This is a genomic window from Acidicapsa ligni (assembly GCF_025685655.1).
GTDB classification, from domain to species: Bacteria; Acidobacteriota; Terriglobia; order Terriglobales; family Acidobacteriaceae; genus Acidicapsa; species Acidicapsa ligni.
Window position 1 is genome coordinate 16,681 of sequence record NZ_JAGSYG010000008.1, and the last position, 24,692, is coordinate 41,372.

The following is a 24,692-nucleotide window of genomic DNA, read 5'->3' on the forward strand; positions in this document are numbered from 1 at the left end:
CGATTTCATTGAGCGCTGGAGAGAAGCTGGGGACTGCATTCTCGACCGCTGCCGGGTGCGGATCTGGTTCAGGTGCCGATGCCGCGGCCTGTTTACGCCACCTGCCCGTGGAGACAATCCTGAAGCTGCAAGGGGACAGAAAGCGCCAACTGCCCCTACGTTACCACCGCCCCAATCACGGACGGCAAAGTAGTGCCGAGTCATGGACTGTTCGATGCCTTCAGGAAGGGAGCTTCGCTCACATGCCCATGATGGTCTCTGAACCAGTGGGCCTTTCGCAGGCCGCCAAGGGTGTGAAGGTCGCGATCGTGCGCGCCTGGACGGACGCTCAAACGCGGAAGAGGCGCGATCACCATCAAGGAATATCTAAGCTTCCGCCACGTCTCCATAGAGACACAACCGAACCAGCAGAATCTGATCGACCGGTCACTTGAGGAAGCCGGATTGCGGCGGCAAGTAGCTGTCCATCTTCCTTATTTCCAAGCCGCCATCCGGGTGCTTGAGGCCACAGACCTGGTGCTGACGATGCCTGCCCGAATCGCAGAACCGACGCTGGCCGCATTCGATTTCCCGAGGCTGAAGGCCCCGAAAGAGATTCCCCAGGTTCGCTACTCGATGGTTTGGCATCCGCGCTTCGATAGCGATCAGTTGCACGCCTGGATTCGAGAAACAGTGCGCCAAATCTTTAGCAATCCTGCTTCGCACCAAGAATAGAAGATGGCAAGTCGGCTTTCGTCAGCACTTTATTCATGGCGGAAAGAGCGTTTCTGAGGATCGGGAGCGTCGCAAAGTGAAGAGGTCTGTCGCTTGCTACAGCGATAAGTGCAGTACAGAATCACTTCTTGCCTTCTGAACGTTTGTTCAGAGCAACATGATCGGTAACGATAAGCACGCTTGGCGTTAGGAATGAATCTGGTTGGAATTAGGGAGTCTACAAGGCGGCTTGAGCGGGCTCGGGCGGAGTATCACTCGCGGGTTCTGAGGTAGAAGAAGTCTCCGTAGAAGAGACCCGCGCGCGGCAGTACTGACGTGGAGAACAACCCATCTCTCTTTTGAATGCGAACCCGAAGGCGCTTTCGGATTCGTAGCCGAGCGAGAGAGCGATGGACGAAACCGCGTCCGATGAGTTCACAAGCCTGTCCGCCGCGAGCAGCATTCGCCATCGAATCAGGTACTCCATGACGGATGTTCCCACTTGCTCCTTGAAGCGTAGCGCGAAGGCCGACCGCGACATGCCAGCGTGTTCAGCGAGTTCCTGAACGGTCCAACGATGTCCTGGACGTTCATGCATCGCTGCGATGGCCGCGCCCAATTGCTTGTTGGCAAGTGCGAAGAGCCAACCGATTCCACCCGTCATCTTGTCTGTCATATGGATGCGCAGAACTTCGATCAACATCATCTGGGCAAGGTACTCGCCTTGAAGCACCCAGCCCGGTTGTGGATCGCGGATGACAGCCATCATGCGTTCCAAATACCAGTGCAGTGCCACTCGGTCTTCAGGATTGCGGATATGGATGAGAGTCGGCAGCACCTCCGACAAGATGTTTGCGTGCTCTCCAGCGAAAGTGAAGATTGCGCTGAGCCCGAGGCAGGCCCCTCCGCCCTGCCAAGTAAGTATCCTGCCGTTCAGTTTCTCAGCCATCACGGAGAGAAGATTGACCGGTGGGACTGCCGGATCGCTAGCAGCCCGAAACGCCGGCCCGTGCGGCAGTACGGCAAACTCTCCCGCCTGCAACAGGACAGGCTCGTCAACACCATCGATGGACAGCCAACAGCGGCCCGAGACGAGTGCAAGACAGAAGAAGCCACCGCCACCTGGAAACTGGAAAGACCAATCCCCGCCTGCGTCGATCCCACCAGACTGGTAGCCGCGCGGCTTAAGCAGCGAAAGCACGTCCGAAAGCGGGTCGTCAGCGATTCTGGACGATCTCGATATAAATGCATCTTCCATCGCATAGATTCTATCGCTGGCCATCTTTAGGCTGCTAGATAGGAGAAAGAATTATGCGTGTTTTTGTAACTGGGGCTACAGGATTTATCGGTTTCCCGATCGTCAAGGAGTTGATTGCGGCGGGGCACCAGGTAACGGGACTTGCTCGCTCAGAGGCTTCCGGCAGGAAGCTGCTTGAAGCTGGCGCGCAGGTGCAGGTGGGCACAGTTGACGATCTGGAAGGACTGCGCCGGGGAGTTTCAACCTCAAATGGTGCGATCCATACAGCTTTCTACCATCAACTAGGGCATGTTCCGCTTGGGACTCGTCTTCGCGTCTTTCTCGGTGGCGCTCCGAGAGGGATTGTACCGAGATTTATGGGAGCAGCCGCCGCGACTGATCGACGTGCTATCGAGACGATTGCTGCATCGCTGGGAAAGGGCAGCCCGCTGGTGGCGACATTCGGGACGCTGGCGATGAAGCCTGGACGGCTCGCAACCGAGGACGAGACCTATGATCAGACTCCGAGGGCCTTCGGAGCCATTCGGGCTAAAAATGAGGATCTGCTGAAGGAGTGGGCGGCGCGTGGGCTTCGTACGTCTGCGATCCGGCTGCCGCCGATTGTTCACGGTCACACTGCCTTTGGACTCGCATCGTTGCTGATCCCAATCGCGCGGAAGAAGAAGGAGTCGGCGTATGTGGGCGACGGTATGAATCGGTGGCCGTCGGTGCATCATCTCGATGCAGCACATCTGTTTCGACTGGCGTTTGAGAACGGGCCTGCGGGAGGAACTTATCATGGCGTCGATGAGGAGGACATTCCGTTCCGCAGAATCGCGGAGGTGATCGGACGGCGCCTGAATGTGCCGGTCGTGAGCAAATCGCCTGAAGAGGCGAAGAAGCAGTTCGGATTCGTTGGGCCGGCGGTGCCGATCGACAATCCCACCTCCAGCAAGCTCACCCGCGAACGACTTGGATGGAAGCCAACCCACATGGGACTTCTTGCCGATCTCGAACAGACCGACGTCTTTTCCAAGGTGTGAGCCGGTGCGATGCCAGTGGGGAAGTACCACTGCCATTCGATCAATGGATGTTCCGCCTTCCACACTTATGAACTAATCATCCTGGACAACTATGACGAACTCGAAGATCCGTACGATGTTGGTTTATGGCGCAACCGGCAAAGCGGGGCGTCTGGTGGTTGAACGTGCCCTAGGGCAGGGCTGGGCCGTCACGGCTTTTGTCCGTAATCCAGATAAACTTTCCGAGGCGCTGCGCTCGAAGATAGCGATCGTGAAAGGTGATCTCTGCGACGCAGGGGCGGTCAAGGCGGCGGTCCAAGCTTGCCGGCCTAACGCGATTATCGATGCTTCAAGTGCAATCCCTTTTGGTCACGCGAAGGGACAGCCCGCCAACAACGCGAATCGCGGTTTGCTTACTCAAGCAACAGTGGATGCATTGGAGGCTGACGGCCGTCTAGCGGATTGCGTCTTGCTCATCGTGGGAGGCCAGCTTTTGCCTGAACCCGGAGGAACGATCAATAGCTGGTCGATCGCGGCCATGGCATGGGTGCTGCGCGCGTTTATCGCGCGAAAGGCGTGGCGTGATGCGGAGCGTGTGGTTCGCTGGTGTTTTGAGGGCACTCCTTCCGCTTTTCGTTTCGTATACGCACGCATGGGCCAAATGGTGGAGGCACCGTCGCGTGGCACACTCTGCGCAGAAGCGACGCTGGACAACATTCAGCGCGGCAGCGTGTCATACGTTGACGTCGCCGAGGCGCTGGTGAAGCTCGCAAGCGACGAAGAACGGAGATGGGAGCGTAAGGCCCTTTTCTTTAACTACGATTAAAAATCCAAGTCGACGCTTTTGGAACAGGATGCCACTGGATCCTGTTCTTTTCCGGAGTCGAGCTGTTGCCGGCACAATATTTGCGCCTGTCAAACGTTATTAGATCCAGCACTTCACGAATGAAGCCTAACCGTTGTGCCTCAATCGCCCTGGCAGGAGGACGGTGTCTATCGCTCTTCCAGAGTCGACTGGATTACGAGTTAGGCAAACATGAGAGGTGAGGATCATGGCAATTTTTGAAGAGCAAGGCAAGGCAACGCCGATGACGAATCCTGACACAAATTGCAAGTTTGATCCGGGCATTATGGTGCCGGTGTCGACCCTATGCGCTGTGAAGCAAAAGGACCGTACGTTCCGATTTGTCCTTACGACGTTCTTGTCATCCGGACCGTCACTCCTGAAGAGAAAACTAAATTTCTCCTGGTGGGAAGGTTGATATTGTTCGTCCACGGGGAAAGCAGGCGTTCGTCCTCGACCTTGATTCTTGCCGGGGGTGTGGTCTGTGCGTTCGGGCTTGTCCCGCGGAGGCGATCAAACTGCAAAAGCAATTGCGCTGACGAAGCGGGTTCGCACCTGGATTTACGGGCAAAGCGGAAAGAATGCTCAATTGCTGGTAACAGGGCAATGCGCTCATTGAGCCGGCATGCGGTATGCAGTGCATCTGAGATGCGCGCTTCTCGGGACGAACTAAGGCCGAAGCGTTGTTGGTATTCAAGGCTTGCCAGCGACTGCGGCATCAAGCCAGGCGTACAGCAGTTCCTCGGCACCAGGATTCCCCATGTGTCCTCTATTGCCCCTCGCAATTAGGTCTTTTTTATCCCCTTTAAGCCCCACGATTAAGCTGTCCTCGATCGGAAAGATTGAGTCCTCCATTCCATTGATGATGAGAAGTTTGCAGCTCGGTCGATCGAGAACGCCCGAGTCGAGCAAACTGAACTTGCGTGCGTCGTCCGCGTAAGCTGCGACGGGCTCATTCTCGCGATAGCCAAATTTGTAAGCTAAAGCATCAGCCAGGGCGAATGGATATTCCATTTGGTTCTGGGCGTAGATCCAGGCTTTATCAAACATATGGTGACAGCCGCCACCTTGTGCTACGGCGGCAAACAGGCGGTTCGAATGTGTATGTGCAATCCGCATTGCATAATAGCCGCCGGTACTGATTCCTCGCGCGCTTATCTTGGAAAGATCAAGACTATATTCGGCCGCATGTGCATCCACCCAATCGAGAACACTGCTCATGAGGCGATCAGGGGATGCAGGATCGTTGGGAGCTGCGGGACAATCGCCAGTGCCTGGAATCTCGAAACTAAGCGTTGCAAAACCACGATCCATGTGGGCTTGGGTGCGAGGAGTGTGATCGGTTTTGTAAGCGTCAAGACCGCAGATGAATAGGAGAACCGGCCAACCGTCTCTGGGCTTTGTTCCGTTTGGCATTCGCAAATAGGCCTGAATCGGCAGGCCAAGATCGCCGGCTGAGACATCCACATGGGAAAAAGGAATATCGACCGGAACACTCGGCGGATTCAAATATTGTCCCGCTCTGGCGTATGCTGCTTTCCCTTTTTCCCATGCTTCCTGGCTAAGCCTGGATCGATTGACCGGAAATCTTGCGATGCGATATACAGCCGCTGCGCGAAGATAAAAATCTCGTGCTTTTGCGTCGTCTTTATCCTCTTCAGCGCGTCTGGCAAACGCTACAAGATCGTAGCCCACGGAGAAAAATGGCCTCGCATACTCATCCGGTTTGTAAAGGAAGTCAGATCGATCCTCCGACAACTTCACAATCTCATCGAAGACAGGATCGAAATCCGCTACCTTCGCATCCGTGAAAGGGTAAATGCCATGCTCGCAAAGCGTACGCCACTTTTCAGACCAAAGCCTTGTAATGGAATCGTGATATCCAAAATACGGAAATCCATTTCGTAACTCGGATGCGGTGGATTGAACGTGATACGAGGGCGAGGCAATAGAGGTTGCTCTTGTCATGGCAACGGTTCTCCTGAAGGCAACGGTTTTCCTGAAGAAAGACATCGTGCTTAGTGACGCAATACTAAGTCACTCTCCATTGGCGTTCTTCACCATCTGACGTTCTTCTTCACTCATCAGAAAATCGAAGGTATCCGGGGGCAGAACTCGGGCGTTATATCTGGCTGCGATCTCCGGCATCTGCTTCTTCAGCTCAGCCATCTTTTTCGGATCAGGCGGGGGTGGAGGAGTGGTTCGCGTCGCGACCGAAGGACCGATCTCCATAAACTCTCTTTCCAGACCGGCTGGAGAGATGATGCAAAGGAGACGGGCAGGCACCGTGGAAAGATTATGAAAGGTGTGCGGTGCCCATCCGGGAACATTGACCGCTGCACCTGTCGGCGCAAGGGTGCGTTGATCGTGACAGAAGACGACCACCTCGCCTTCCAGCACGAGAAAAGTCTCCTCGCACTCGTGAGCATGAGGCATCGGTCCTCCGCCGGGAGGAATTAGAAAGTCCATCACAGAAAGCTTTTCGTCTGTATCGGAGCCCTTCAAAACGATGGAGTAGGTATCTGCTCCCACACAAACGTTTGGACGATCCTTGGGCAGAGAAACTGTCAGAGTGCGGGATGTGGTCGGTACAGTGCTTGTCTTGGACATCAACGTCTCCTTGGTTTGTAAAGGTCTCAGTTCTGCGCGATTGGTAGCAGCTAATTTATGGCTGTGTCGGTCTTGAGCATTTGAATGTGTCTCACGATCTCTTCGGGGCATTCCTCTGGAAGAAAATGTTCGCAGTCGGGAACAACGTACCCGGTAACATCGGAGGCGATCATCGCAACCATCTCGCGCACCTTGTCTCCCTGCGCTTTCTCTCCGCCAATCGCCACGACGGGAATCTGCACCTTGTGCTTCTGCAATGGCTCGGTCTGAGCGATGGTTGTGAAGGCAGCCCGGTACACTCCCATTGCTCCCAATACACCGTTGCTTCCTGAGAATGTACGCAGGTATTCCTGGATGGTGCTTTCAGGGATGGCATCGGGGCGCGAGACTGCGGATTCAAAGAACCATGTCAAGAACTCACGCTCACGTCCGACAACGAGACGCTCGGGCACCCCCGGAGCAAGTGGAAGAACCCACCACCACATAGATCCCTTCTGCATAGCCTCGGGCGTGTACGCGATGATCTTTGTAAGGACCGAAGATAGCATCACCGGCACTTCCATATAAAGCAGTCCGCGAATCTCCTCAGGATGATCTGCGGCCCACAGCATCGCTGGCGGAGCGCCCATGTCATGCGCAGCAAGGATGAGAGGTTGTCCTCCGCCAAACTTCAACACCCGCACGAGAGAACGGAACTCCTCAGCAAGAGCGCGGCCATCATATCCCTCCGTTCCCTGTGGCTTATCGGAGTCACCATAGCCGCGCATATCCGGAGCAAGGACCGCAAATCCTGCTTCCGCCAGGAGTGGCATAACGTGCTTCCAGACAAAGCTTGTCCCCAGGAAACCATGCCACAGAAGCACAGGCGCGCCGCTCGGATCACCTCCGATCCAATAGTGAATGCGTATCCCATCGACAATGGCTGTTTCGCTACGAAAACCGGGAATAACTTTGCCGTTGGACATCGCGCTCCTTTCTGGTTTGGCTGGTTGATCGAGACGTTATGATTTGCTGGTCCATGTGCTCGCCGCTTCCTGGGCGAAGTCGGCGTACGACCGAGGAGCATGTCCAAGCAGAGTGGTAAGCGATTCCAGATCGCCGGGTTCTGCAACGAAGCCGCGTTCAAGATATCCCTGAAACATCATGCGAAAATCGAATGCCGCCCACGCCGGTCCTTTGTCTCGCATCTGCTTTTCAAACGCATCCATATCGTGGCCCGCATAAGAGATTTCCTTGCCAAGAACATCACTCCAGATGGCAGCGGCGCCAGGGCCACTCAAGACATCCGGGCCATTCAGGTTGTAGGTCTTTCCTTCGTGGCCGGTCGTGGTCAGCGCGATTGCCTCGGCTTCCGCGACATCTCGTATATCGACCGATGAGATACCCACTGGTCCGAGAGGCATGGGGTATACGCCGGCCTTGGTGAGCGAATCTTTCAGACTTAGATCGTTCTGATGAAAGTAGTTGGGACGAATCACCGTATAGGGCACATCGAATTCGTGCAACGCGCTCTCCAGCGCAAATTTCGCGCTGAAATGAGGCACATCCTTGAACACGTCCGCGCGATACACGGAGTGATACACGATGTGCTTCACCTTCCTCTTTCTTGCAAGGTTGTAGGCGATCAACGCTTGCGTCAGTTCGTCCGGCGTTCCTGCGTTCAAGAGGTAGAGCTTGTCTACGCCTTCGAGAGCTTTCTCGACGCTGGCCGGCTCAAGCAGATCCCCAACGACGTGTTCCGCTCCAGTTGGAACCTCGGCTTTTTGATCGCGCACCAGTACGCGAACCTGTACATCGCGCGCCAGCAACTCTTTGACAACTTCCGAACCCACATTACCTGCTCCACCTATTGCCAATATTTTCATAACCACCTTCTTAGGAAAATTGTGAATTTTGGTCTATCAATGTTTGATCTTGCCACCATCAACGTTGAGGAGTTGTCCGCTCATGAAATCCGCTTCTGGCGAAGCAAGGAAGAACACTGCGCCCGCCAGGTCATCCGCTTGTTCATCTCTCTTCAGCGCACGTAATTTGGGTTGTTCTGCGATGAGCTCTTGTGGAAGATCTCTGAGCACCGGAGGTGTCAACGTAAGTCCCGGAGCAACGCAGTTCACCGTTATTCCGTATTGACCGACCTCCATCGCGAGGGACCGAGAGAGGCCAACGACGCCTGCCTTGGCCGCGACATAGTGTGTCTGCCCTGCGACGCCCTCAAAGATCGATGCGGAACTGAAGTTGATAATCCGGCCCCAACCTTTGGCCTTCATCATGGGAAGCAACGAATGACACATTGAAAAGGTGCCCGTAAGGTTGATGGCAATCACCTTCTGCCAGTCGTCTAATTGCATCTGCTCAAATGGCACAACGGGATAAAACCCGGCGCAGTTGATGAGAATATTGACCTCTTCAAAGTGCTCACGGATCGCGGTAGTAATAGCTTGTATTGAGGCAGCTTCTGTTATATCTGCTGTGATGCTCGCGTAGCGACGGTTTGATCGATGAATGCCATCGAGAGCACCAAGCCCTTCAAGATTCACATCGATAGCGAAAACAGCGTCCCCATTGGCGAGGAAGCGACGGACCAAAACCGATCCGATGCCACCTGCTGCTCCCGTGATGACAACGACTCTATCCTTTTGCACGGCAATCTCTCCGATGCTCCAACGCGAGCGAACCCGCTACAAGGAGAGATGCACGATAGAGCGAGGACTATGTCCTCAAACATGCAAAACGGTATTGCACTATTGCAATATTAATTTTTGCGTACTTTGGATTTGCGTTGAGAGAAGCAGAGCTTACCTTGAGCGCCATGCAGGCACGGGTCGCGGTCTGTACCTATGTAGGGTTCAATGTAGTTCAGGAAGGCTTCAATTTTCGGTGTGAGCCTCGACGATCCTGAATACAAAGCACATAAAGTGATCGAAGGCGGCCTCCACAAGGGCATCAAACGTGTCAGCTTGTTCGCCATGCCAGGCTGGGTAGCCAGCCACAGCGGGAGAACGGCGATGCCCGCACCATCGACAGCCAACTGCCGGTGAATCTCCGGGTCACTTGCAATCGCGACAAGGTCCGTCTCGGGCGTTACCCTCGATCTCTCCTTCGAGAGTCTCCAGAGGTCGAAGCCGCCTTCGGGAAGAAGACCAATGCATCGATGAGATGCAAGGGATGACGGCTCATTCGGGGTACCATGTTTTGCAAGATATCGAGGACTTGCGAAAACCCCCTGGAGAATCTCCGGATAGAGGCGGCATCGTTTCGTGGAATCCTTGGGAGCCCTGACTTTAAAGTAGACGTCCAGTTCATCTTCAGGTTCCTTGTCCCAACCGGAAGAATACAAATCGATCTCGATTCGAAGTTCAGGATACTTCCCTAGAAAAGAGCTCAGTAGTGGCGACAATGTATTTTTTGCGAAACACACAGGCGCTGCGATTCGAAGAGTCCCGCTGGGATTTGTCCTTTGAGCTTCCAGCCCTTCACCACCCTCGCGAAGAGACCTAAGCGCGCTCTTGCAGGAGACCAGGTACCGCTTCCCGGCCTCTGTCACCGTGAGACCGCGTTGCGTCCGCCGAACGAGGAGTACTCCGAGGCACTCCTCTAATCTCGTGAGCGACCGGCTGACCGTCGACGCCGGTTGTTCAAGCTCCTTGGCAGCACCCGTAATGCTTCCGGCTTTCGCGACCGCTTCGAATGTACGAATGTCATTTAGATCGAGAGTCTTTCGCATGCATGGATTGTAGCTGTGCACCGCCAGAGCGATGCAGGTAGGCCTCGCCCTGACTAAGAGAATTGTGCTTAAGAGTGCGGGGGCCGAGAGCGCATTGGCGATTTATCGCCCATCGAGAAATCAGCGCAAGGTTGGACCCCAGATTGCCAAGGCTAGGATCGTTGAATTGTGCGCAACGCCTTCTCGAGCGGGATGACCTCTCAACAGCGCTGTTCACTGTAAACTTATAGTCAAGAAATCGCGTCACTTTGCGGGGTTTGGCGTGTCACCTAGCCTTCTGTTTTCGAAAGAGAATATATATTACTTCGTCGAGGACAAGCAGGGGCGACTGAAGGTCGCCTACGAAGCCCTATCGGACGAGGAGGCGCTGGATGGCGCTAAAACACAGGCATTGAAAGAGAAGTTTGGAATCACTGTTCCAACCCTTCTTCGCAACAAGAACGAATATGAATCGACGGATCGGCAAGTCACGGCGAACGAGTTTCTCGGCCGGAATATGCTCGGTGCGCCCGGACACGCCCTACGTCCGACAACTTGTGACCCAACTGAGGAAAGCCGACATAACTGTCTGGTTTGACGAGGACTCTATCGCGTGGGCAAGTCTTTGCGTCCGGCTATCAACAAGGGGCTGATAAACAGTAGCTATGCGATAGTGGTTCTCTCGAAGCCGTTCTTGGCAGCACGCAAGTGGACAGAGCATGAGCTCAATGGCCTGTTTGCGAGAGAAAAGGTTGGCCGCTTCATCATCCTGCCGATCTGGCATGGGATCGAGCACGAAGACTTGGTCAATTATGACCCGGCTCTAGCGGAGGACCGCCTGACGAAGGGTCCGCGCCACAGATGGCATACCCGACATCGTTCGAAGCGCGTTGCAGGCATTGGGCAGAGCGCCCGTAGACATCCCGGCGGGTTTGTCTTGATTACCGGCGATCAAGAGCATGATGGTACTCAGGACGATGTCGCTGGACTGTTTTTCATGACAGATAAACATTTGAAGGCCAAAGGCTTCGTTCGAATGCAGTTCAGCAATTCCTCGAATCTCCTGGCGTCCGAAATTTAATCAATCTGTGGTTTCGCTGATGTAATAAGGAGGCGAGGGCCTTTCAATCTCTCCAGTCAGCGCGTTAGATTTCGGCAATTAGCAGCGACCGTTTCCCAACTCGCGCTAACAGGCATTACACTTATTGACCTAACGGACCGAATACTCGATTACTTCCGAGGTGCGCGTTTGTCATTACGGATATGTTTTCAAGCGGGAAGCAATCCGGCTGTGCGGTAACTTTCGATCAGACTGTCGTAGAGGGTAATGTCTGCTCGGCTTCTCGCCATCAGCTGAGCGCCCACAATTCCAGAGTAGATAGCACGTGCTCGCTTCTCTGCTTCCTTGGGGTGGGCAACCTTGGCAGCAACCAAAGTCTTCTTGAGCCATGCAACATTGACGTCGGTGAAAGTTTGAACTTCCGCCTTTACTTCGTCAGGCACATCATCGAATTGCGCAGACATAAAGCTGCAAAGACAGATGCGGTTGTCGTTCTCCAGTGCCCAGCGAAAGGTCTCTGGATAGCGGCGCAGCGCATCCAGCGGCATCGCTGAATTCTTCAGCAGTGACTCAAGATAAGCCGCGGCATCCTCCCAATAGCGCTTCGCTACCGCCGTAGCCAGGTCGGCTTTACTCGGGAAGTAATAGTAGATGCTCGCGGCTTTGATACCGACCTGTTCTGCCAAATCACGGAAGTTCAATCCTGCATAACCGTGAGCTTGAGCAACAAGCTTCGCAGCGGCCAGAATGTCTTCACGAGCGTTTGCACTCATCCCACACCTCCTACATATCTGTAAATAAATCTCTCAATTTTGAATCTACCATGTGGCAGGTAGAATCTCAAGTGTCATAGCCTGCCTAGTGGCAGGTAGAGAGGAAGGCAATGAGCACAGAACTGATTTATTCCGACGCAACCAAGCTGGCCGAACTGATCCGCACACGCGAGGTCTCTCCGGTCGAAGTTATGAAGGCGCACCTCTATCGTATCGAGGCGCTCAATCCGAAGGTGAATGCAATCGTTACGATCGCCGGGAATGCGTTGCAGTGTGCCAGGGAAGCAGAGGCGGCAATACTGCGAGGAGACGAGCTGGGACCTCTACACGGTGTGCCATTCACAGTAAAGGATTCGATCGACACCGCCAAGGTGCAGACCCAACGCGGAACGCCGATCTTCAAGGGCCGAACGCCCGACACGGATGCAACCAGCGTTGCGCGTCTCAAGAAGGCTGGGGGCATTCTGCTTGCGAAGACCAATCTGCCTGAATTCTCTTACGGAATCGAAAGCGACAATCTGCTCACGGGCCGGACAAACAACCCCTGGAACATGGATCTGACTGCAGGTGGTTCAAGCGGCGGGGAGTCTGCGGCGATCGCAGCCGGCATGTCTCCACTTGGTCTGGGCACTGACCTTGCAATCTCGGTACGTGGTCCGGCGGCTCACACCGGCATTGTTTCTCTCAAGGCAACCCATGGACGAGTACCAATGACAGGCATCTGGCCGCGTGAGCCGCGCCGTTTCTGGCACGTGGGCCCAATGGCGAGGAGCATTCGCGATCTGTCACTGGCCTTTTCACAACTAGCTGGACCGGACGGACAGGACGCCTACTCCAGCAGCGCCCTCCCGTTCGATAACAACATCCACTCCAACAATCGCTCGCTTCGTGTGGGCTGGCTCGTCGAGCCAGGTTTTGGGCCGATCGACCGTGAGGTCGCAGTAACGGTGGAAACTGCCGCGGATGCGCTCAAAGCCTTCGGACACATGGTCGAGTCCGTGCGCATTCCTGCATTTGAGCGCGACTTCGCACTCGATGTCTTCAGCCGTCTGCATGTCCTCGAGATGAAGCCCGGATTCGTGAAGACAACGGCAGGCCGCAGCGAGGATGAAATAGGTGCAATGGCCAGGTTCATGCTCTCACTGCCTGATACGCCAGCGGCAGACTATATCGACGCAGTGCAGGCTGCGGAGAGGCTTAAGGATGGGTATGCCGAGTATTTCCAGAAGTACGACGTATTGCTCACTCCGGTACTTCCTGTTCCGTCCTTTAGGCACGGTCAGGCGGAACTACAGATCAACGGCCAGACGGTAAGCATCATGAACATCATGTCCGCGACCTCGCCATTGAATGTGACCGGTCTGCCGGGCATTTCCATGCGGTTCGGTACGAGCCATAACGGGATGCCGATCGGTGTGCAGATCGTTGGTAATTGGCACGCCGAATCTACGATTCTTCATGCGGCAGCCCTTTTGGAGCAGGTAAGTCCTGTACGGGAGCTACATCCTAGTCTTTGAATGGCACCAATCATGAGCGAGCAGGAGCGGTGCCGCTTCTGCTCGTTTGCTCTCCGTTGGAGGATCATTAGCCACAAGTCGGCTTCTCGGAAATGATTCGTGAATGCCTATGTTCGAGCCGTGCTCCTGTTGACGTGTCTCTTCAACCGGTCAGAAGGATTTCTCCCTGTTGCAAAATCTGAGGCGGCCTCATACTTCCACGCTGCAGCGCGTGCTGCAGTAGAGCATAGCTCTGATGCAGACTCAACATCGCAGCGGTCAAAGCGAACGGCTGAGCGAAGATTGAGTGTTCCCGCTTGATCATCTCCAAGGTCACATCGATCTTATGCAAGGCTTGCATGTGCTTACCTGTTGACCAGTGTGAGAGAGTGCGAAGTTTCGATCTTTTCTCCGGTCTCACGAGGCCAGGAAATCGACAGCAAAGCTCCTCCTTCTGGACGGTTCGACGCCGTTACACTCCCACCGTGAGCTCGCACCACCGCTTCAACGAATGCAAGCCCAAGCCCATGCCCTCTGGAGTCTCTTCCTTTCACCCTCTGCTCGAACATCCGGAGACCAATCTCCGAAGCAAATCCCGGGCCATCATCCTCCACAATCAGGGTTGTAGCGCTCTCACTTGTGCCAAGTTTTATGGAAACGGTGCATGATGCGGGTAGGTGGTTGAGTTCGTTATCGAGAAGGTTTGCGACCACCCGATGAAGAAGAGCAGCGTCTGCCAGTATTGTGACAGGGCCAGCGCTTAGTAGATTCACTCGAAGCCCTTTCTCCAACATGGAAGGCTCGTACAGGTCAATCATGATTCGAACCAGTTCATCGAGATCGACGTCGGTGCGTGAAAGTCTAAGCGCATCAGCCTTCGCTTCAGCAACATCTAGCGAAGTATTCAGGAACTCTGATAATCGATCCAGTTCATCGATGGCTGAGACGATCGGTTCACTCTGCTCGACTTTTAAATCTCCCGACAGGACAACTTCCAGCTTTCCCCTGATCGCTGTCAACGGACTACGAAGATCATGAGCGAGGGACTCTGTAATAGTGTGCAATTGGTGCATCGAGCTTTCTATCCGATCCAGCATGCGGTTGAGTGTTAGCGCCAGGTGTCCTACTTCATCGTTCCGTTTGCTGGTCGGAACCCTGCTACTCAAATCAGATTGCCCAATCCGGGATGCAGCTTCGGTGATCTCACGAACATGGCCCAGCATGCGTCTGGTCACGAAGAACACAATCGCAGAACCAAACAGCACGACGAGTAGCCAGAGGCAAAAAAACCGGAAGCGGAGGTTTTTCAGCACACGCAATTCATCTCGCTCCGATAGTCCGAGATAAATATGACTCCCGTCCTCCAGTCGCACCGATGCCACCCGAAAGGGGTGATTAAATCCTTTGACATTCAAGTCGTAGGGAGCGTCGGAGATAAACTTGCGCGCGCGAATCGCAGCTAAGTTTGGCATCCCGTCACCGGCACCTACCCAAAGCTTCAGAGCCCCATCATCGCCAGCCTGAAGAAAGAAGACAGAGTCGTTCTCATTGCTGTTGGAGCGGAGTTTGTTTGGCACCTCTCTGCTTGCAAGTTCCGCGACTTCTCCCACGACCCGACCGTAGAGGCGGTCCTTTGGTGTTCGCCCGGCTACATCACCGAGGACTGCCACCTCTCCACTAAGCCACTGGTCACTCCTACGCTGAATGTCGTTCGCGACGAAGCGATGAAGCATGACAAAAACCAGCATTATTCCAATGGCAAAGGCAAGTGTTGCCCAAAGAGAAATACGCCATGCAGCGCTACGCATGACCGGATTAGCGGTCTTTGAGGACATAGCCAATACCTCGTAAGGTCTTGATCAGCGGCTCACGGCCTTCTGTATCCACCTTGCCGCGCAGGCGGTAGACATGTACGTCAACAACATTGGTGTTAGGTTGAATTCGCATCCCCCACACTTCGGAGAGAAGCATCGACCGAGTAATAACACGCCCAGCGTGTCGACATAGATATGCCAGAAGCACGAATTCTTGCGGACTTAGATTTAAAACCTCTCCACCGCGAGACGCTCTACGGCTGATGAAATCCAGCTCCAGGTCCAGTACGCGGAGGCGGCTCGCTTCCTCACTCGTAACAAGATTACGCCGCAAGAGGTTACGCAATCTTGCTAGTAATTCTGCGAGTGCGAAGGGTTTTGTCAGGTAATCGTCACCACCTTGTTCCAGACCTTTGACCCTATCGTCGACCGATCTTCTGGCTGAAAGTATTAATACGGGGCTGCTAATGCCAGAGCGTCGAAGCTGAAGAATCAGGTCAATGCCATCTTGATCCGGAAGTCCAAGGTCGACGATCAGAACGTCATATTTCTTTCCAGACGCGAGTTGGATGGCGGATCGCCCATCCTTGGCGGCATCCACCTCGTAACCCGCATCAGCAAGGGGTTGCTTTAAGAAATCCTGAATCTCGGGTTCATCCTCGACCATTAGAAGTCGCATAAATCCTGGTAAGACATTTTAGTTCATGAGTCGCATACTCCATGAGACTGCAAGATGACGATTGTGTCATCTGCGTCTCCCTCAAGAATGAACGAGTCGGGAAGCGCTATATAAAGAGCAAGATAGCCGGAATAAGGACTCCTGCCGCAAGAGTGAGCAGAACGATCGATTTCCGGTGTGCACACTTCCAACCCATTATGAGGCCCGTACATGTCGATAAGGCAAGTGCAAGTGCTGTGGAGGCAAAGAATATCTTCATGGGAAGCGAGTTGGGTGGCGTGGCCGGGGATGCTTGCGTTGGCTTTGGGGTCTCAATTTTTGGACCATCTGGTTTTGCCCCATCCGACTTGGTCGAAGTGGGTGAAGCAACCTTTCGTGGAGGAAGGTAAAGCGTCCCCTTTTTATGCAATTGGGCGAGATGCATGAGGATGTTAGGAGGTACGTAGGAACTGCCACGAGCGCTCTCGTGCAGCCCGAACATCTGTAGACCACCTGTGATTGCGAAAAAGAGAATCGTTGGCGAGAAGAACAGTCCAATGTAGCGGTGTATCAGGCGGATAGATTTGAGTGATGCTGCGGATCTCATCTCGGAGTATTGACCTCGCAAATTTTAGTCGTTGGCAGAGCGCTGAATGTCGATTCCTAAGAACACTCGTGATCGCGCCTCTTGCTTTGCTCTTCCGTAACTTAGCATCTGAACGGACGAAATTCAGGGGGCGCTCGGGTGATTGCGTCCTCCATGAACAAATCGTCATCGTATTCCCCTCCAGGCAAGTGCTATCAAAGAAACAGAGATCTCGTCTCAACAAGAAGCTGTTGTACTCAGAATGAGAAACCTGTTCTCTCAAGTAGTCGACTGTCGCCGGATCGTCGTCTCTTTGTGGTCCAGATTTTCTTCAAGGCGAACCGACATCTAATCCAATCCCGCTGAGGGCCATTGTGCATGACTACGGCTTACCTGAACCGCATCGCCACTGCCGTACCAGAGCACGATGTGCATGACGCCTTCGCCGCCTTCGCAGAGAACATGCTTGCCGATCCGCGGCGCCGCACGGTCTTCCGCCGCATGGTGAGCCGCGCTGACATCGCGCATCGCTATTCATTCTTCGATCCGCAGAAAGGCTCCGGCCAATTCTCTTTGCATGATGCGTATGATTTCTATCGGCCAGGCAACTTTCCCGACACGGCGCGGCGTATGGAACTGTTTGAGCAGTGCGCTCCGATACTGATGAGGAAGGCCGTAGACCGGCTTGCTCTCAATGAGCAGGAGCGCTCCGGTATTACGCATGTGTTGGTGACCTGCTGCACGGGGCTCTATGCGCCCGGTCTGGACTTTGAGATCGTCGATCACCTCGGACTTTCGCCGGACGTGGAGCGCACGATGGTTGGATTCATGGGGTGCTATGCCGCGATCAATGCGTTGAAGCTGGCGCGGCACATTGTGCGCTCAGATCCGAAGGCGGGTGTGCTGATGTTGAACCTTGAGCTGTGTACGCTGCACTTCCAGGAGACGCAGGATCTGGAGCAGGTGCTCTCGTTCTTGGTCTTCGCCGACGGAGCTGCGGCGAACCTAATCACTGCGCACGAGCAGGGTTTTGCTCTGGACAGCTTTAAAGCGGTGATGGTGCCGGAGACACGTGGGCTAATCACCTGGAAGATCGGCGGGCGAGGTTTCGACATGCTGCTTTCCGGGCAAGTGCCGGGAGAGTTGGGCCGCGCGCTACACGAGGGCGAACTGATGGCCCAACGTGATGGTATCGACCTGTGGGCTGTTCATCCGGGTGGGCGATCGATTCTGGACGCGGTGGAGAAGGGACTGGCGCTACCGCCCGATGCGCTGGCGACGTCGCGCGAGGTTCTGTCGTGTTTCGGCAACATGTCGTCGGCGACAGTGATGTTTGTGTTGCAGCGACTCATGTTGCAAGCGCAACCAGGTCAGCGTGGGTGTGCGATGTCGTTTGGGCCGGGGCTGACAGCGGAGACGATGCGTTTTCATGCGGTCTAGTGCGGAAAGCGACTTCAGTCGGCGTGTCTCTCCGCGGAAGTTGCCGGAGCTGATGGACGGTAACTGTAGCTATGAGGATTTCCGTGACTGCCTGCGTAGTCTGGAAAAGGTCAATCGCTGGCTGCTGGGTTATCGGCCGACACTGGCTTGGCTGGAGCGGTTGCCACTTGAACGGCTTGATCCAGTACACATCGTCGATGTGGGCAGTGGCGGCGGCGATCTACTACGGCAGATTGCAGGCTGGGCAAAGAGACGGGGCATTGCTGTGCGGTTAACGGGGATCGATTTAAATCCTTATGCTGCACGCGCAGCAGCGGAGTCTACGCCGAAGGAACTCAGAATCACGTGGATGACCGGCGATGCCATGGAATCTCGACCGGAGCAGCCGATGTATATCGTCGTTAGTTCGCTGATGGCACATCATTTGGAGGACGAGGAGATCGTCGCACTGCTGAGGTGGATGGAAGCGACGGTAAAGGCAGGTTGGTTTATCAATGATTTGGAGCGGTCCGAGTGGAGTAGTCGGATGTTTGGGTGGATGGCAAAGGTGGTGAAGTGGCACCGGTTTGTGCGGCATGATGGGCCGGTGTCGTTCCGGCGGGCCTTCAGGAAGGAGGATTGGATACGCTTGCTGGCTGCAGCTGAGGTCCCGCAAGAGGCGGTGACGGTGGAGCGTTGGCGGCCGGGACGCTTGTGCGTGGGGCGGTGGAAGTGAGGTCGATCATTCTGAAGCACCTTTTTAGATTAAGAGATTTGACTCCTCTCGCCTCGTCACCCTTATGGCGCACCTCATCGCGTCTAACCATCTGAGAAGCGAATAATGCCGATTTCTACTTTACCAGCGCCCAGTACCTCAGGTTTCAGATTCAAGACGATTCTCTGGGTCTCGCTTGGTCTCACCGTACTCTTCGTCTTCATTACTTCAGAACTGCTCCTCATCACCGACTATCCGATGTACCACGCCTACCGTCTGCAGGTTATTGCCGACCGACATCTCCTCATCCCGCATACCCTTGCAGGAATATTCGCCCTTTTGATCGGCCCGATCAATTTCTCCTCGCGAATCCGCCAACGTCACCCCCAACTCCATCGCATTCTTGGCCGCATCTACGTCATCTCCGTGTTCATAGGTTCCTTCACGGGGATTGCTCTCGCTGCTGGACGCCCTGGTCTTCCTGGAACCTCCATGCAGGCCGCCGCCTGGATGGTCTGCACCACCGCCGCCTTCATCACCGCGCGCAACCGCCAAATCACACAGCACCGCCAATGGATGGCGCGCTCCTATGCAGTTACCTTTACGTTCGTCTCCAGCCGCGTGCTCAATCTCTGGCCGCGTTACTGGAGCCACCTGGGCGACGTCTTATCCGCCGTCGGCGTGATTGCCTTCACACTTGCCTCGTTGCTGATTGTTGATCTCGGCCTCAACTGGCGCGAACTCACCACACGTCGCAACTGAGCGTCAGCTAAGGGTTATGAGATTTTGAGATGCGGATTTGCAAACTGTTCTATTTCCGAAGCGGGTCCGGTTCCCAAATGACGATTTGTACAGAATGACGTGCCGGACTGTTTTTGGGGCGTCTACTAGAAATATGGAATCCCGCTACAAATTGATTGAACATCCAGTGAATTAGGAGTAGTGCTTTGCAAGACGAAGTTTTGATCGTTGGTGGTGGTGTGGCAGGCTGTGCCGCTTCGATCGCACTCGCTCGTAAGGGACGGGCCGTTACGCTGATTGAACGCGAGCCCACACCACGCCATAAGGTCTGCGGAGAGTTTCTAAGCGGCGAGGCCCTTGAGGATCTTCATGCACTCGGCATCGACGTGGCCTCGCTAGGCGCTGTGCCCATCAACTACGTTCGCCTTGCCGCCGCCAGGCGCGCCGCAGAGGCTCCGTTGCCTTTTCCCGCGGCCTCACTCACACGCAAGGGGCTTGATACAGCGCTCATTGCCGAGGCCATCGCAGCGGGAGTCCGCGTAGAACGTGGCCGCGCTGTGCAGTCTCTCAGTCGTACGACTACCAACCTCTGGCAGGCTACGCTCGACGACGGTACCACTTATAAAGCTCCGACGGCTTTTCTCGCGACGGGCAAGCATGATCTGCGCGGCCACGGTCGCCCGAAGGACCCCCACCAATGGGTCGCCTTCAAGATGTATTACCGACTGTCAGCTGCCCAGACCGCTGACCTCGCGGACGCCTCCGAGTTGACGCTCTATTCCGGAGGCTACGGTGGTATCCAACCGGTGGAAGACGGCATTACGAATTTCTGCTGTGTGGTGCAACGGCGGTATTTTGTCCGTTCAGGTCTTCGCTGGGAGGGACTCCTTGCGAAGATGCAGCAGGACTGTCCTCACCTCGCGATGCGGCTTGACGGTGCGGAACCGCTGCTCCACAAACCGATCACCATCACCCATATCCCGTACGGTTATGTCCGCCGCGCAACCGAGGATGGGCTCTACTGTATCGGCGATCAGGCAGCCGTAATCCCCTCGTTTACCGGCGATGGCATATCCATCGCCCTGCATACTGGCCGTCGTGCTGCCGCTGCCTATCTTGCGGCGGAGCCGGCGCCGGTCTTTCAGTCAAAACTGCGCTCCGCAATGCTGCCCCAGATGCGTCTTGCTGAGATCGCCGCCGACGGCTTAAACAACGCACTCGCGCGCGCTGTATTGCCGTTCTGCTTGAGGGTCTGGCCCGGAGCGATGCGTGTAACGGCCAGACTCACGCGTGTCGCCCAGCCCGCCGCTGTTGCTCCACAAGCGTTCGCCAACTGAAATCGGGCCACGCCGAAACAGCTCTCGTTAGTCAAAGCCCTCCAGGGGAGATCGAATGAAATCCTTCGCAATTTTTGCTCTCGCGGTCATACTCGCTCCAGCCGCTCTCGCCCAGCATCAGACCTTCGCCGTCAACCCCGATACCAGCGAAATCAAGATGACGCTCAACACGACCCACGAGGTTGTCAACGGCATCTTTCACATCCAATCGGGATCGATTGAGTTTGACCGAAGCAATCCAAGGATGTCGGGTTCGGTGGCCGTACTGGCTGGCAGCGGGAAGACCGGTAACGACAGCCGCGATAAGAAGATGAATAAGGACATTCTCAAAGTCGACCAATACATGACCGTCTCCTTTGCGCCCAAAACCTACACCGGGACGATCGCGCCCCGTGGTGACTCAACAATTCAGGTGAGCGGAGTGTTCACCCTACTTGGCAATCCCCACGACCTGACGATTCCGATGCAGATTTACATGGATGGATCGAAGGCAACTGTGAGGGCGCAATTCGTCGTTCCCTATGTTCAGTGGGGTCTCAAGAACCCAAGCTTCATGTTCTGGAAAGCTGAGAATGACGTTGCGATTGATCTCAATCTCGTTGGCCTGATTTCTAACTAACTGACGATCCTGTTTGCACGCTGTAACAGGACTATTCCGTTCTAACTGCACTTGCTTTTTTATTGAACTCAATCGGAGCTACAAAGGACTATGCCCAATTCCGCGTCTCGCCCTACGCTGACACGCAGACGTTTTACTCAACTTTCTGGAATGGCGGTCGGCTCACTCGCATTGTCCGGCGCGGCCCGCGCTGCGGCTGCGCCGGACGTGAGGCTTGAGATTGCTCCGTACACGTTGGAAGCTTCGCCAAAGCATCACATCCAGACTGTGGCTTATAACGGACAGATTCCCGGGCCGTTATTTCGGATGCGTGAGGGAAAACCGCAGTCTGTTGAGATTCGGAACCTGACGAAAGATTCGGAGGTCGTTCACTGGCACGGCCTTTACTTGCCGCCCGATATCGACGGAGCGATGGAGGAAGGTACGCCAATGATTGCGCCGGGGGCCTCGACGCGCTATACCATGACGCCCAATCCGGCAGGTTTCCGCTGGTATCACACGCACACCTTCGCAGGGAAGAACCTCACCAAGGCGCAATACGGTGGGCTGCACGGTTTCCTGCTGATCGAACCGCGTGACAACCCTGCTGCCTACGATCAGGAGATCTTCCTTGGACTTCATGACTGGAACGGGCAATTCCTGAGCAGTGACGACGGTTATATGAACCCGGTCTACAATGTCACGACAATCAACGGCAAGATGCTCGGCTCTGGAGATCCCGTAAAGGTCAAACAAGGCGAGCGCGTCATGATGCACATCCTCAATAGCAGCCCGACCGAGGTTCATTGGATTTCGTTCTCAGGGCATAGCTTCAAGGTCGTAGCGCTGGACGGAAATCCAGTAGCCCAGGCTCAGACAGTTTCCATGCTTCGGCTCGCACCCGCAGAGCGCGTCTCTGCCATCGTCGAGATGAACAATCCCGGCGTATGGGTCCTGGGTGAAGTCCGCAAGCATGTTCAAGCCAGCGGAATGGGTGTTGTCATCGAATACGCCAACTCTTCCGGTAAACCGGTGTGGACGCAACCGGAGGATCTTGTGTGGAACTATCGCCAGTTCGCGGCAACAGGCGATGCCGCACAACATCAGGACGCAAAAACGATCGAGCTGGTTTTTGACTCCAAGTTCCAGGGGCACGGCAACGAAGAACTCTGGCGCATCAACGGTCTGAGCTATCCTCAGAACTCTACACCTGCCAACTCACCCATTCTGCAGACCGGACAGCGATACCGTCTGGTCATGAAGAACAAAAGCATGGATGACCATCCCATGCATCTACACCGTCACACGTTTGAAGTCCGCCGGATCGAGGACGGCGTTGAGATCGCCGGTGTGCGCAAGGATGTGGTGCTGGTACACGCCGGTAAAACTGTCGAGGTAGAGTTTGTGGCCGACAATCCGGGTAAAACACTCTTTCATTGTCATCAGCAAGATCACATGGATCGAGGATTCATGATGGTGTTCAATTATGCGTAACTCAACGATCAAGCTCGCGGCTAATGCGATTTTCGCTATCGCGGCCATTTTGTGTGTGCGATCCTCTGCGGCACAAGGAAACTATGAGATCCAGGTTTACGGGGCAGACACCGTTGCTCCGAAGACATTGATGGCTGAATTGCACTCCAACTTCACCCCGGAAGGTCAGAAGAACGACATCGATGGCGTGATTCCGACAAATCATCAGGAGCATGAGACGCTCGAACTCACTGAAGGCATTACGAGCTGGTCGGAGATCGGCTTCTATGTCTTCACCAGCGAGCAGGATGGTCACGGAGTCCAATGGGTCGGAGACCATATTCGACCACGAGTAAGAGCGCCTGACAGTTGGCATCTCCCGGTCGGGCTTAGCCTTTCGACAGAAATCGGCTATCAGCGAGCAATCTATTCCCCTGACACATGGACCTGGGAGATACGTCCAATCATCGACAAGACTCTCGGGCGATGGTATTTCGCATTCAACCCTGCTCTCGAACGCACCTTGCATGGTCCGGATGTAAAACAGGGGCTCGGCTTCTCGCCCGGAGTCAAGGTCAGCTACGATTTCACTCGTCAGATTAGCGGAGGCCTCGAATATTACGCAGACTATGGCCGGCTTGGAGCCTTTGACACCCTCCATAATCAGCAGCAACAGATCTTCGCCGTAACGGACCTCAACATATCGCCGAAATGGGAGATCAACATCGGTGTTGGGGTCGGCCCAACTGCAGCGACCGATCACCTCATCGTCAAAGGAATCCTGGGACGGCGGTTTGATTGGGGCAAACATTCGTCAGTCGAGTAGGAGCTTTTTACCACGAGGCAAAAGCATCAAGCGCTTGTCTCCAACTGCACACATCATTTTTGAGGAACCGGTGTCCATGAAGGACTCTAGTAATTACTTGAGACAAATGATGTTTCCCTTCCTCATCCTCAATGGCTGCGCTCAAATCCCTAACCTGCGCCTTGAGATTGAGAGTTTGCGCATTATCCGTTGAGTTCTGCAATCAGGAATGTGAGACTATTTGCCAGGCTCCGAATACGCTCTGTGAGAGTTAGAACTGGCTTGTGGCCCCGTGTTTCCGTGTAGTCGAGCAGAATCGGATGGAGCTGATTGGTTACCCCTCTCAATCGCGCGACCATCTTGCGAGCGGCTTTTCTTTTCCTCATCGGTAGCGCCTTCCTCGTCCTTCTTTCCCAGCTTCGGTTCCCAATACTCAATGCGAGAACCTTTCTCCCCATTGCGTACGCTCCAGCCATTGTCGAGAGCCTGTTTGAAGGTGCAAAATCGTGGGTCGGGGTAACCGCGCACCATGCTGGTAATCATGAGGCCGAGAACATTACCGCCACGATAGGCTTTGGTCGTAGTGGGGTTATAAGGTTATAAGGTAAACCTCCGTTACCGCCTTCCCAAGGCTGTTGCCATGGAGCGGCGCCAGACTCAAGGAGACGAATAATTTCATCCGTCATCTCCTGTCTAAAATCACGTGGTGGGGGCTTATCTTGCGGATTCATAAGGGTCAAAATAATGTCATCTGTAGATCGGAATTTGCTGTCGAAGCTTTATGCATTCAGATGCGCCGATACCGTGCTTTTATGCTCTGTTATTCCATCGGCCGCTCCGGGTTCGGCTGGCAGTCGACGTGCAGCACGCACCTCCTCGAAATCTGCAGTAACGATTTCAACAGCGGGCGCGACGCCCTTCCAATCCATTCGGTAGAAGGAAGTGTCAATTCCGCAATTAGCCTAACTCGATGGCTGTTTGCTTATAGGTTTTTTTGTATTTATCACTTTCCGTTCTTGGTAGTGCTCCTTACCGCTATATTCAAACGGGGCTGACATCTGGGAAATAATGAACACACCATAATCCGTCAGGTCGCTTGCGATGTCGA

26 protein-coding genes and 2 pseudogenes are annotated in these 24,692 nt (G+C 54.7%); 14 read left to right on the top strand and 14 right to left on the bottom strand.

Going from position 1 to position 24,692, the window contains the following annotated elements:
* Positions 1–321: 321 nt before the first annotated feature.
* Positions 322–714 (top strand): annotated as a pseudogene (locus OHL19_RS20975) (LysR substrate-binding domain-containing protein); the annotation flags it as partial.
* A gap of 217 nt (positions 715–931) precedes the next feature.
* Here the strand turns inward: OHL19_RS20975 and OHL19_RS20980 are convergent.
* Positions 932–1,975, bottom strand: coding sequence for an AraC family transcriptional regulator (locus OHL19_RS20980; RefSeq protein WP_263359799.1), 1,044 nt, complete (start codon positions 1,973–1,975; stop codon positions 932–934).
* A 29-nt stretch (positions 1,976–2,004) separates the two neighbouring features.
* On the opposite strand from OHL19_RS20980, the gene OHL19_RS20985 reads away from it, so the two are divergent.
* The 3 genes from OHL19_RS20985 (at position 2,005) to OHL19_RS23185 (ending at position 4,335) form a co-directional block, all read left to right on the top strand.
* The gene (locus OHL19_RS20985) at positions 2,005–2,973 is read left to right on the top strand and encodes an SDR family oxidoreductase (protein ID WP_263359800.1); all 969 of its coding nucleotides are present in this window, start codon (positions 2,005–2,007) and stop codon (positions 2,971–2,973) included.
* A gap of 91 nt (positions 2,974–3,064) precedes the next feature.
* Positions 3,065–3,778, top strand: a complete 714-nt coding sequence (locus tag OHL19_RS20990; RefSeq protein ID WP_263359801.1) for an NAD(P)-dependent oxidoreductase — start codon at positions 3,065–3,067, stop codon at positions 3,776–3,778.
* 437 nt (positions 3,779–4,215) lie between these two features.
* A complete protein-coding gene (locus OHL19_RS23185; RefSeq protein WP_396126819.1) occupies positions 4,216–4,335 on the top strand; it encodes a 4Fe-4S binding protein in 120 nt (39 codons plus the stop codon).
* A 154-nt stretch (positions 4,336–4,489) separates the two neighbouring features.
* Here the strand turns inward: OHL19_RS23185 and OHL19_RS20995 are convergent, their stop codons facing one another.
* The 6 genes from OHL19_RS20995 to OHL19_RS21020 form a co-directional block, all read right to left on the bottom strand.
* Positions 4,490–5,764: an alpha/beta hydrolase family protein gene (locus OHL19_RS20995; protein WP_263359802.1), complete on the bottom strand. Its 1,275-nt coding sequence runs from the start codon at positions 5,762–5,764 to the stop codon at positions 4,490–4,492.
* Between the two features lie 69 nt (positions 5,765–5,833).
* On the bottom strand, positions 5,834–6,406 hold the full coding sequence (locus tag OHL19_RS21000) for a cupin domain-containing protein (protein ID WP_263359803.1): 573 nt from the start codon (positions 6,404–6,406) through the stop codon (positions 5,834–5,836).
* A 50-nt stretch (positions 6,407–6,456) separates the two neighbouring features.
* Positions 6,457–7,371 carry an alpha/beta fold hydrolase gene (locus tag OHL19_RS21005; RefSeq protein WP_263359804.1) on the bottom strand — a complete coding sequence of 305 codons (915 nt, stop codon included), beginning with the start codon at positions 7,369–7,371 and terminating at the stop codon, positions 6,457–6,459.
* A gap of 36 nt (positions 7,372–7,407) precedes the next feature.
* A complete protein-coding gene (locus OHL19_RS21010; RefSeq protein ID WP_263359805.1) occupies positions 7,408–8,271 on the bottom strand; it encodes an SDR family oxidoreductase in 864 nt (287 codons plus the stop codon).
* Between the two features lie 36 nt (positions 8,272–8,307).
* Positions 8,308–9,048, bottom strand: coding sequence for an SDR family NAD(P)-dependent oxidoreductase (locus OHL19_RS21015; protein WP_263359806.1), 741 nt, complete (start codon positions 9,046–9,048; stop codon positions 8,308–8,310).
* Between the two features lie 110 nt (positions 9,049–9,158).
* Entirely contained in the window at positions 9,159–10,130 is a 972-nt protein-coding gene (locus OHL19_RS21020) for a LysR family transcriptional regulator (RefSeq protein ID WP_263359807.1), read from the bottom strand.
* 262 nt (positions 10,131–10,392) lie between these two features.
* Between OHL19_RS21020 and OHL19_RS21025 the strand changes: the two genes are divergently transcribed.
* Entirely contained in the window at positions 10,393–10,707 is a 315-nt protein-coding gene (locus tag OHL19_RS21025; protein ID WP_263359808.1) for a hypothetical protein, read from the top strand.
* Between the two features lie 15 nt (positions 10,708–10,722).
* Positions 10,723–11,190 (top strand): toll/interleukin-1 receptor domain-containing protein, encoded by a 468-nt coding sequence (locus OHL19_RS21030; RefSeq protein WP_263359809.1) that lies wholly within the window; start codon positions 10,723–10,725, stop codon positions 11,188–11,190.
* A 188-nt stretch (positions 11,191–11,378) separates the two neighbouring features.
* On the opposite strand, the gene OHL19_RS21035 is transcribed toward OHL19_RS21030, so the two are convergent.
* Positions 11,379–11,942: a TetR/AcrR family transcriptional regulator gene (locus OHL19_RS21035; RefSeq protein WP_263359810.1), complete on the bottom strand. Its 564-nt coding sequence runs from the start codon at positions 11,940–11,942 to the stop codon at positions 11,379–11,381.
* A gap of 110 nt (positions 11,943–12,052) precedes the next feature.
* Between OHL19_RS21035 and OHL19_RS21040 the strand changes: the two genes are divergently transcribed.
* Complete coding sequence (locus tag OHL19_RS21040; protein ID WP_263359811.1) at positions 12,053–13,459, top strand: amidase; 1,407 nt, start codon at positions 12,053–12,055, stop codon at positions 13,457–13,459.
* Positions 13,460–13,601: 142 nt separating this feature from the next.
* Here the strand turns inward: OHL19_RS21040 and OHL19_RS21045 are convergent, their stop codons facing one another.
* The 3 genes from OHL19_RS21045 to OHL19_RS21055 are packed head-to-tail and all read right to left on the bottom strand — an operon-like array spanning position 13,602 to position 15,919.
* Positions 13,602–13,799 (bottom strand): hypothetical protein, encoded by a 198-nt coding sequence (locus tag OHL19_RS21045; protein WP_263359812.1) that lies wholly within the window; start codon positions 13,797–13,799, stop codon positions 13,602–13,604.
* 4 nt (positions 13,800–13,803) lie between these two features.
* Complete coding sequence (locus tag OHL19_RS21050; RefSeq protein WP_263359813.1) at positions 13,804–15,273, bottom strand: HAMP domain-containing histidine kinase; 1,470 nt, start codon at positions 15,271–15,273, stop codon at positions 13,804–13,806.
* Positions 15,254–15,919, bottom strand: a complete 666-nt coding sequence (locus tag OHL19_RS21055) for a response regulator (RefSeq protein ID WP_263359814.1) — start codon at positions 15,917–15,919, stop codon at positions 15,254–15,256. The genes OHL19_RS21050 and OHL19_RS21055 overlap by 20 nt, the downstream gene beginning before the upstream one ends.
* Before the next feature lie 955 nt (positions 15,920–16,874).
* Between OHL19_RS21055 and OHL19_RS21060 the strand changes: the two genes are divergently transcribed.
* The 7 genes from OHL19_RS21060 to OHL19_RS21090 all read left to right on the top strand — a co-directional run bounded on the left by OHL19_RS21060 (position 16,875) and on the right by OHL19_RS21090 (position 23,605).
* Positions 16,875–17,936, top strand: coding sequence for a type III polyketide synthase (locus OHL19_RS21060; protein ID WP_263359815.1), 1,062 nt, complete (start codon positions 16,875–16,877; stop codon positions 17,934–17,936).
* The gene (locus tag OHL19_RS21065; protein WP_263359816.1) at positions 17,926–18,651 is read left to right on the top strand and encodes a methyltransferase domain-containing protein; all 726 of its coding nucleotides are present in this window, start codon (positions 17,926–17,928) and stop codon (positions 18,649–18,651) included. The genes OHL19_RS21060 and OHL19_RS21065 overlap by 11 nt, the downstream gene beginning before the upstream one ends.
* Positions 18,652–18,756: 105 nt before the next feature.
* The gene (locus OHL19_RS21070; RefSeq protein WP_263359817.1) at positions 18,757–19,392 is read left to right on the top strand and encodes a DUF2306 domain-containing protein; all 636 of its coding nucleotides are present in this window, start codon (positions 18,757–18,759) and stop codon (positions 19,390–19,392) included.
* Positions 19,393–19,577: 185 nt separating this feature from the next.
* Positions 19,578–20,708, top strand: coding sequence for an NAD(P)/FAD-dependent oxidoreductase (locus OHL19_RS21075; protein ID WP_263359818.1), 1,131 nt, complete (start codon positions 19,578–19,580; stop codon positions 20,706–20,708).
* Positions 20,709–20,763: 55 nt separating this feature from the next.
* A complete protein-coding gene (locus tag OHL19_RS21080; RefSeq protein ID WP_263359819.1) occupies positions 20,764–21,327 on the top strand; it encodes a YceI family protein in 564 nt (187 codons plus the stop codon).
* A 90-nt stretch (positions 21,328–21,417) separates the two neighbouring features.
* Positions 21,418–22,800 carry a multicopper oxidase family protein gene (locus tag OHL19_RS21085; RefSeq protein ID WP_263359820.1) on the top strand — a complete coding sequence of 461 codons (1,383 nt, stop codon included), beginning with the start codon at positions 21,418–21,420 and terminating at the stop codon, positions 22,798–22,800.
* Entirely contained in the window at positions 22,793–23,605 is an 813-nt protein-coding gene (locus OHL19_RS21090) for a hypothetical protein (RefSeq protein ID WP_263359821.1), read from the top strand. The genes OHL19_RS21085 and OHL19_RS21090 overlap by 8 nt, the downstream gene beginning before the upstream one ends.
* 182 nt (positions 23,606–23,787) lie before the next feature.
* Here OHL19_RS21090 and OHL19_RS21095 read toward each other — a convergent pair whose 3' ends face one another.
* The 3 genes and pseudogenes from OHL19_RS21095 to OHL19_RS23195 all read right to left on the bottom strand — a co-directional run bounded on the left by OHL19_RS21095 (position 23,788) and on the right by OHL19_RS23195 (position 24,315).
* Positions 23,788–23,970, bottom strand: a complete 183-nt coding sequence (locus tag OHL19_RS21095; protein WP_263359822.1) for a hypothetical protein — start codon at positions 23,968–23,970, stop codon at positions 23,788–23,790.
* 43 nt (positions 23,971–24,013) lie between these two features.
* Positions 24,014–24,127 (bottom strand): annotated as a pseudogene (locus OHL19_RS23190) (ArdC-like ssDNA-binding domain-containing protein); the annotation flags it as partial.
* Positions 24,124–24,315: an ArdC-like ssDNA-binding domain-containing protein gene (locus tag OHL19_RS23195; protein WP_396126820.1), complete on the bottom strand. Its 192-nt coding sequence runs from the start codon at positions 24,313–24,315 to the stop codon at positions 24,124–24,126. The pseudogene OHL19_RS23190 and the gene OHL19_RS23195, both read right to left, overlap by 4 nt.
* Positions 24,316–24,692: the final 377 nt, after the last annotated feature.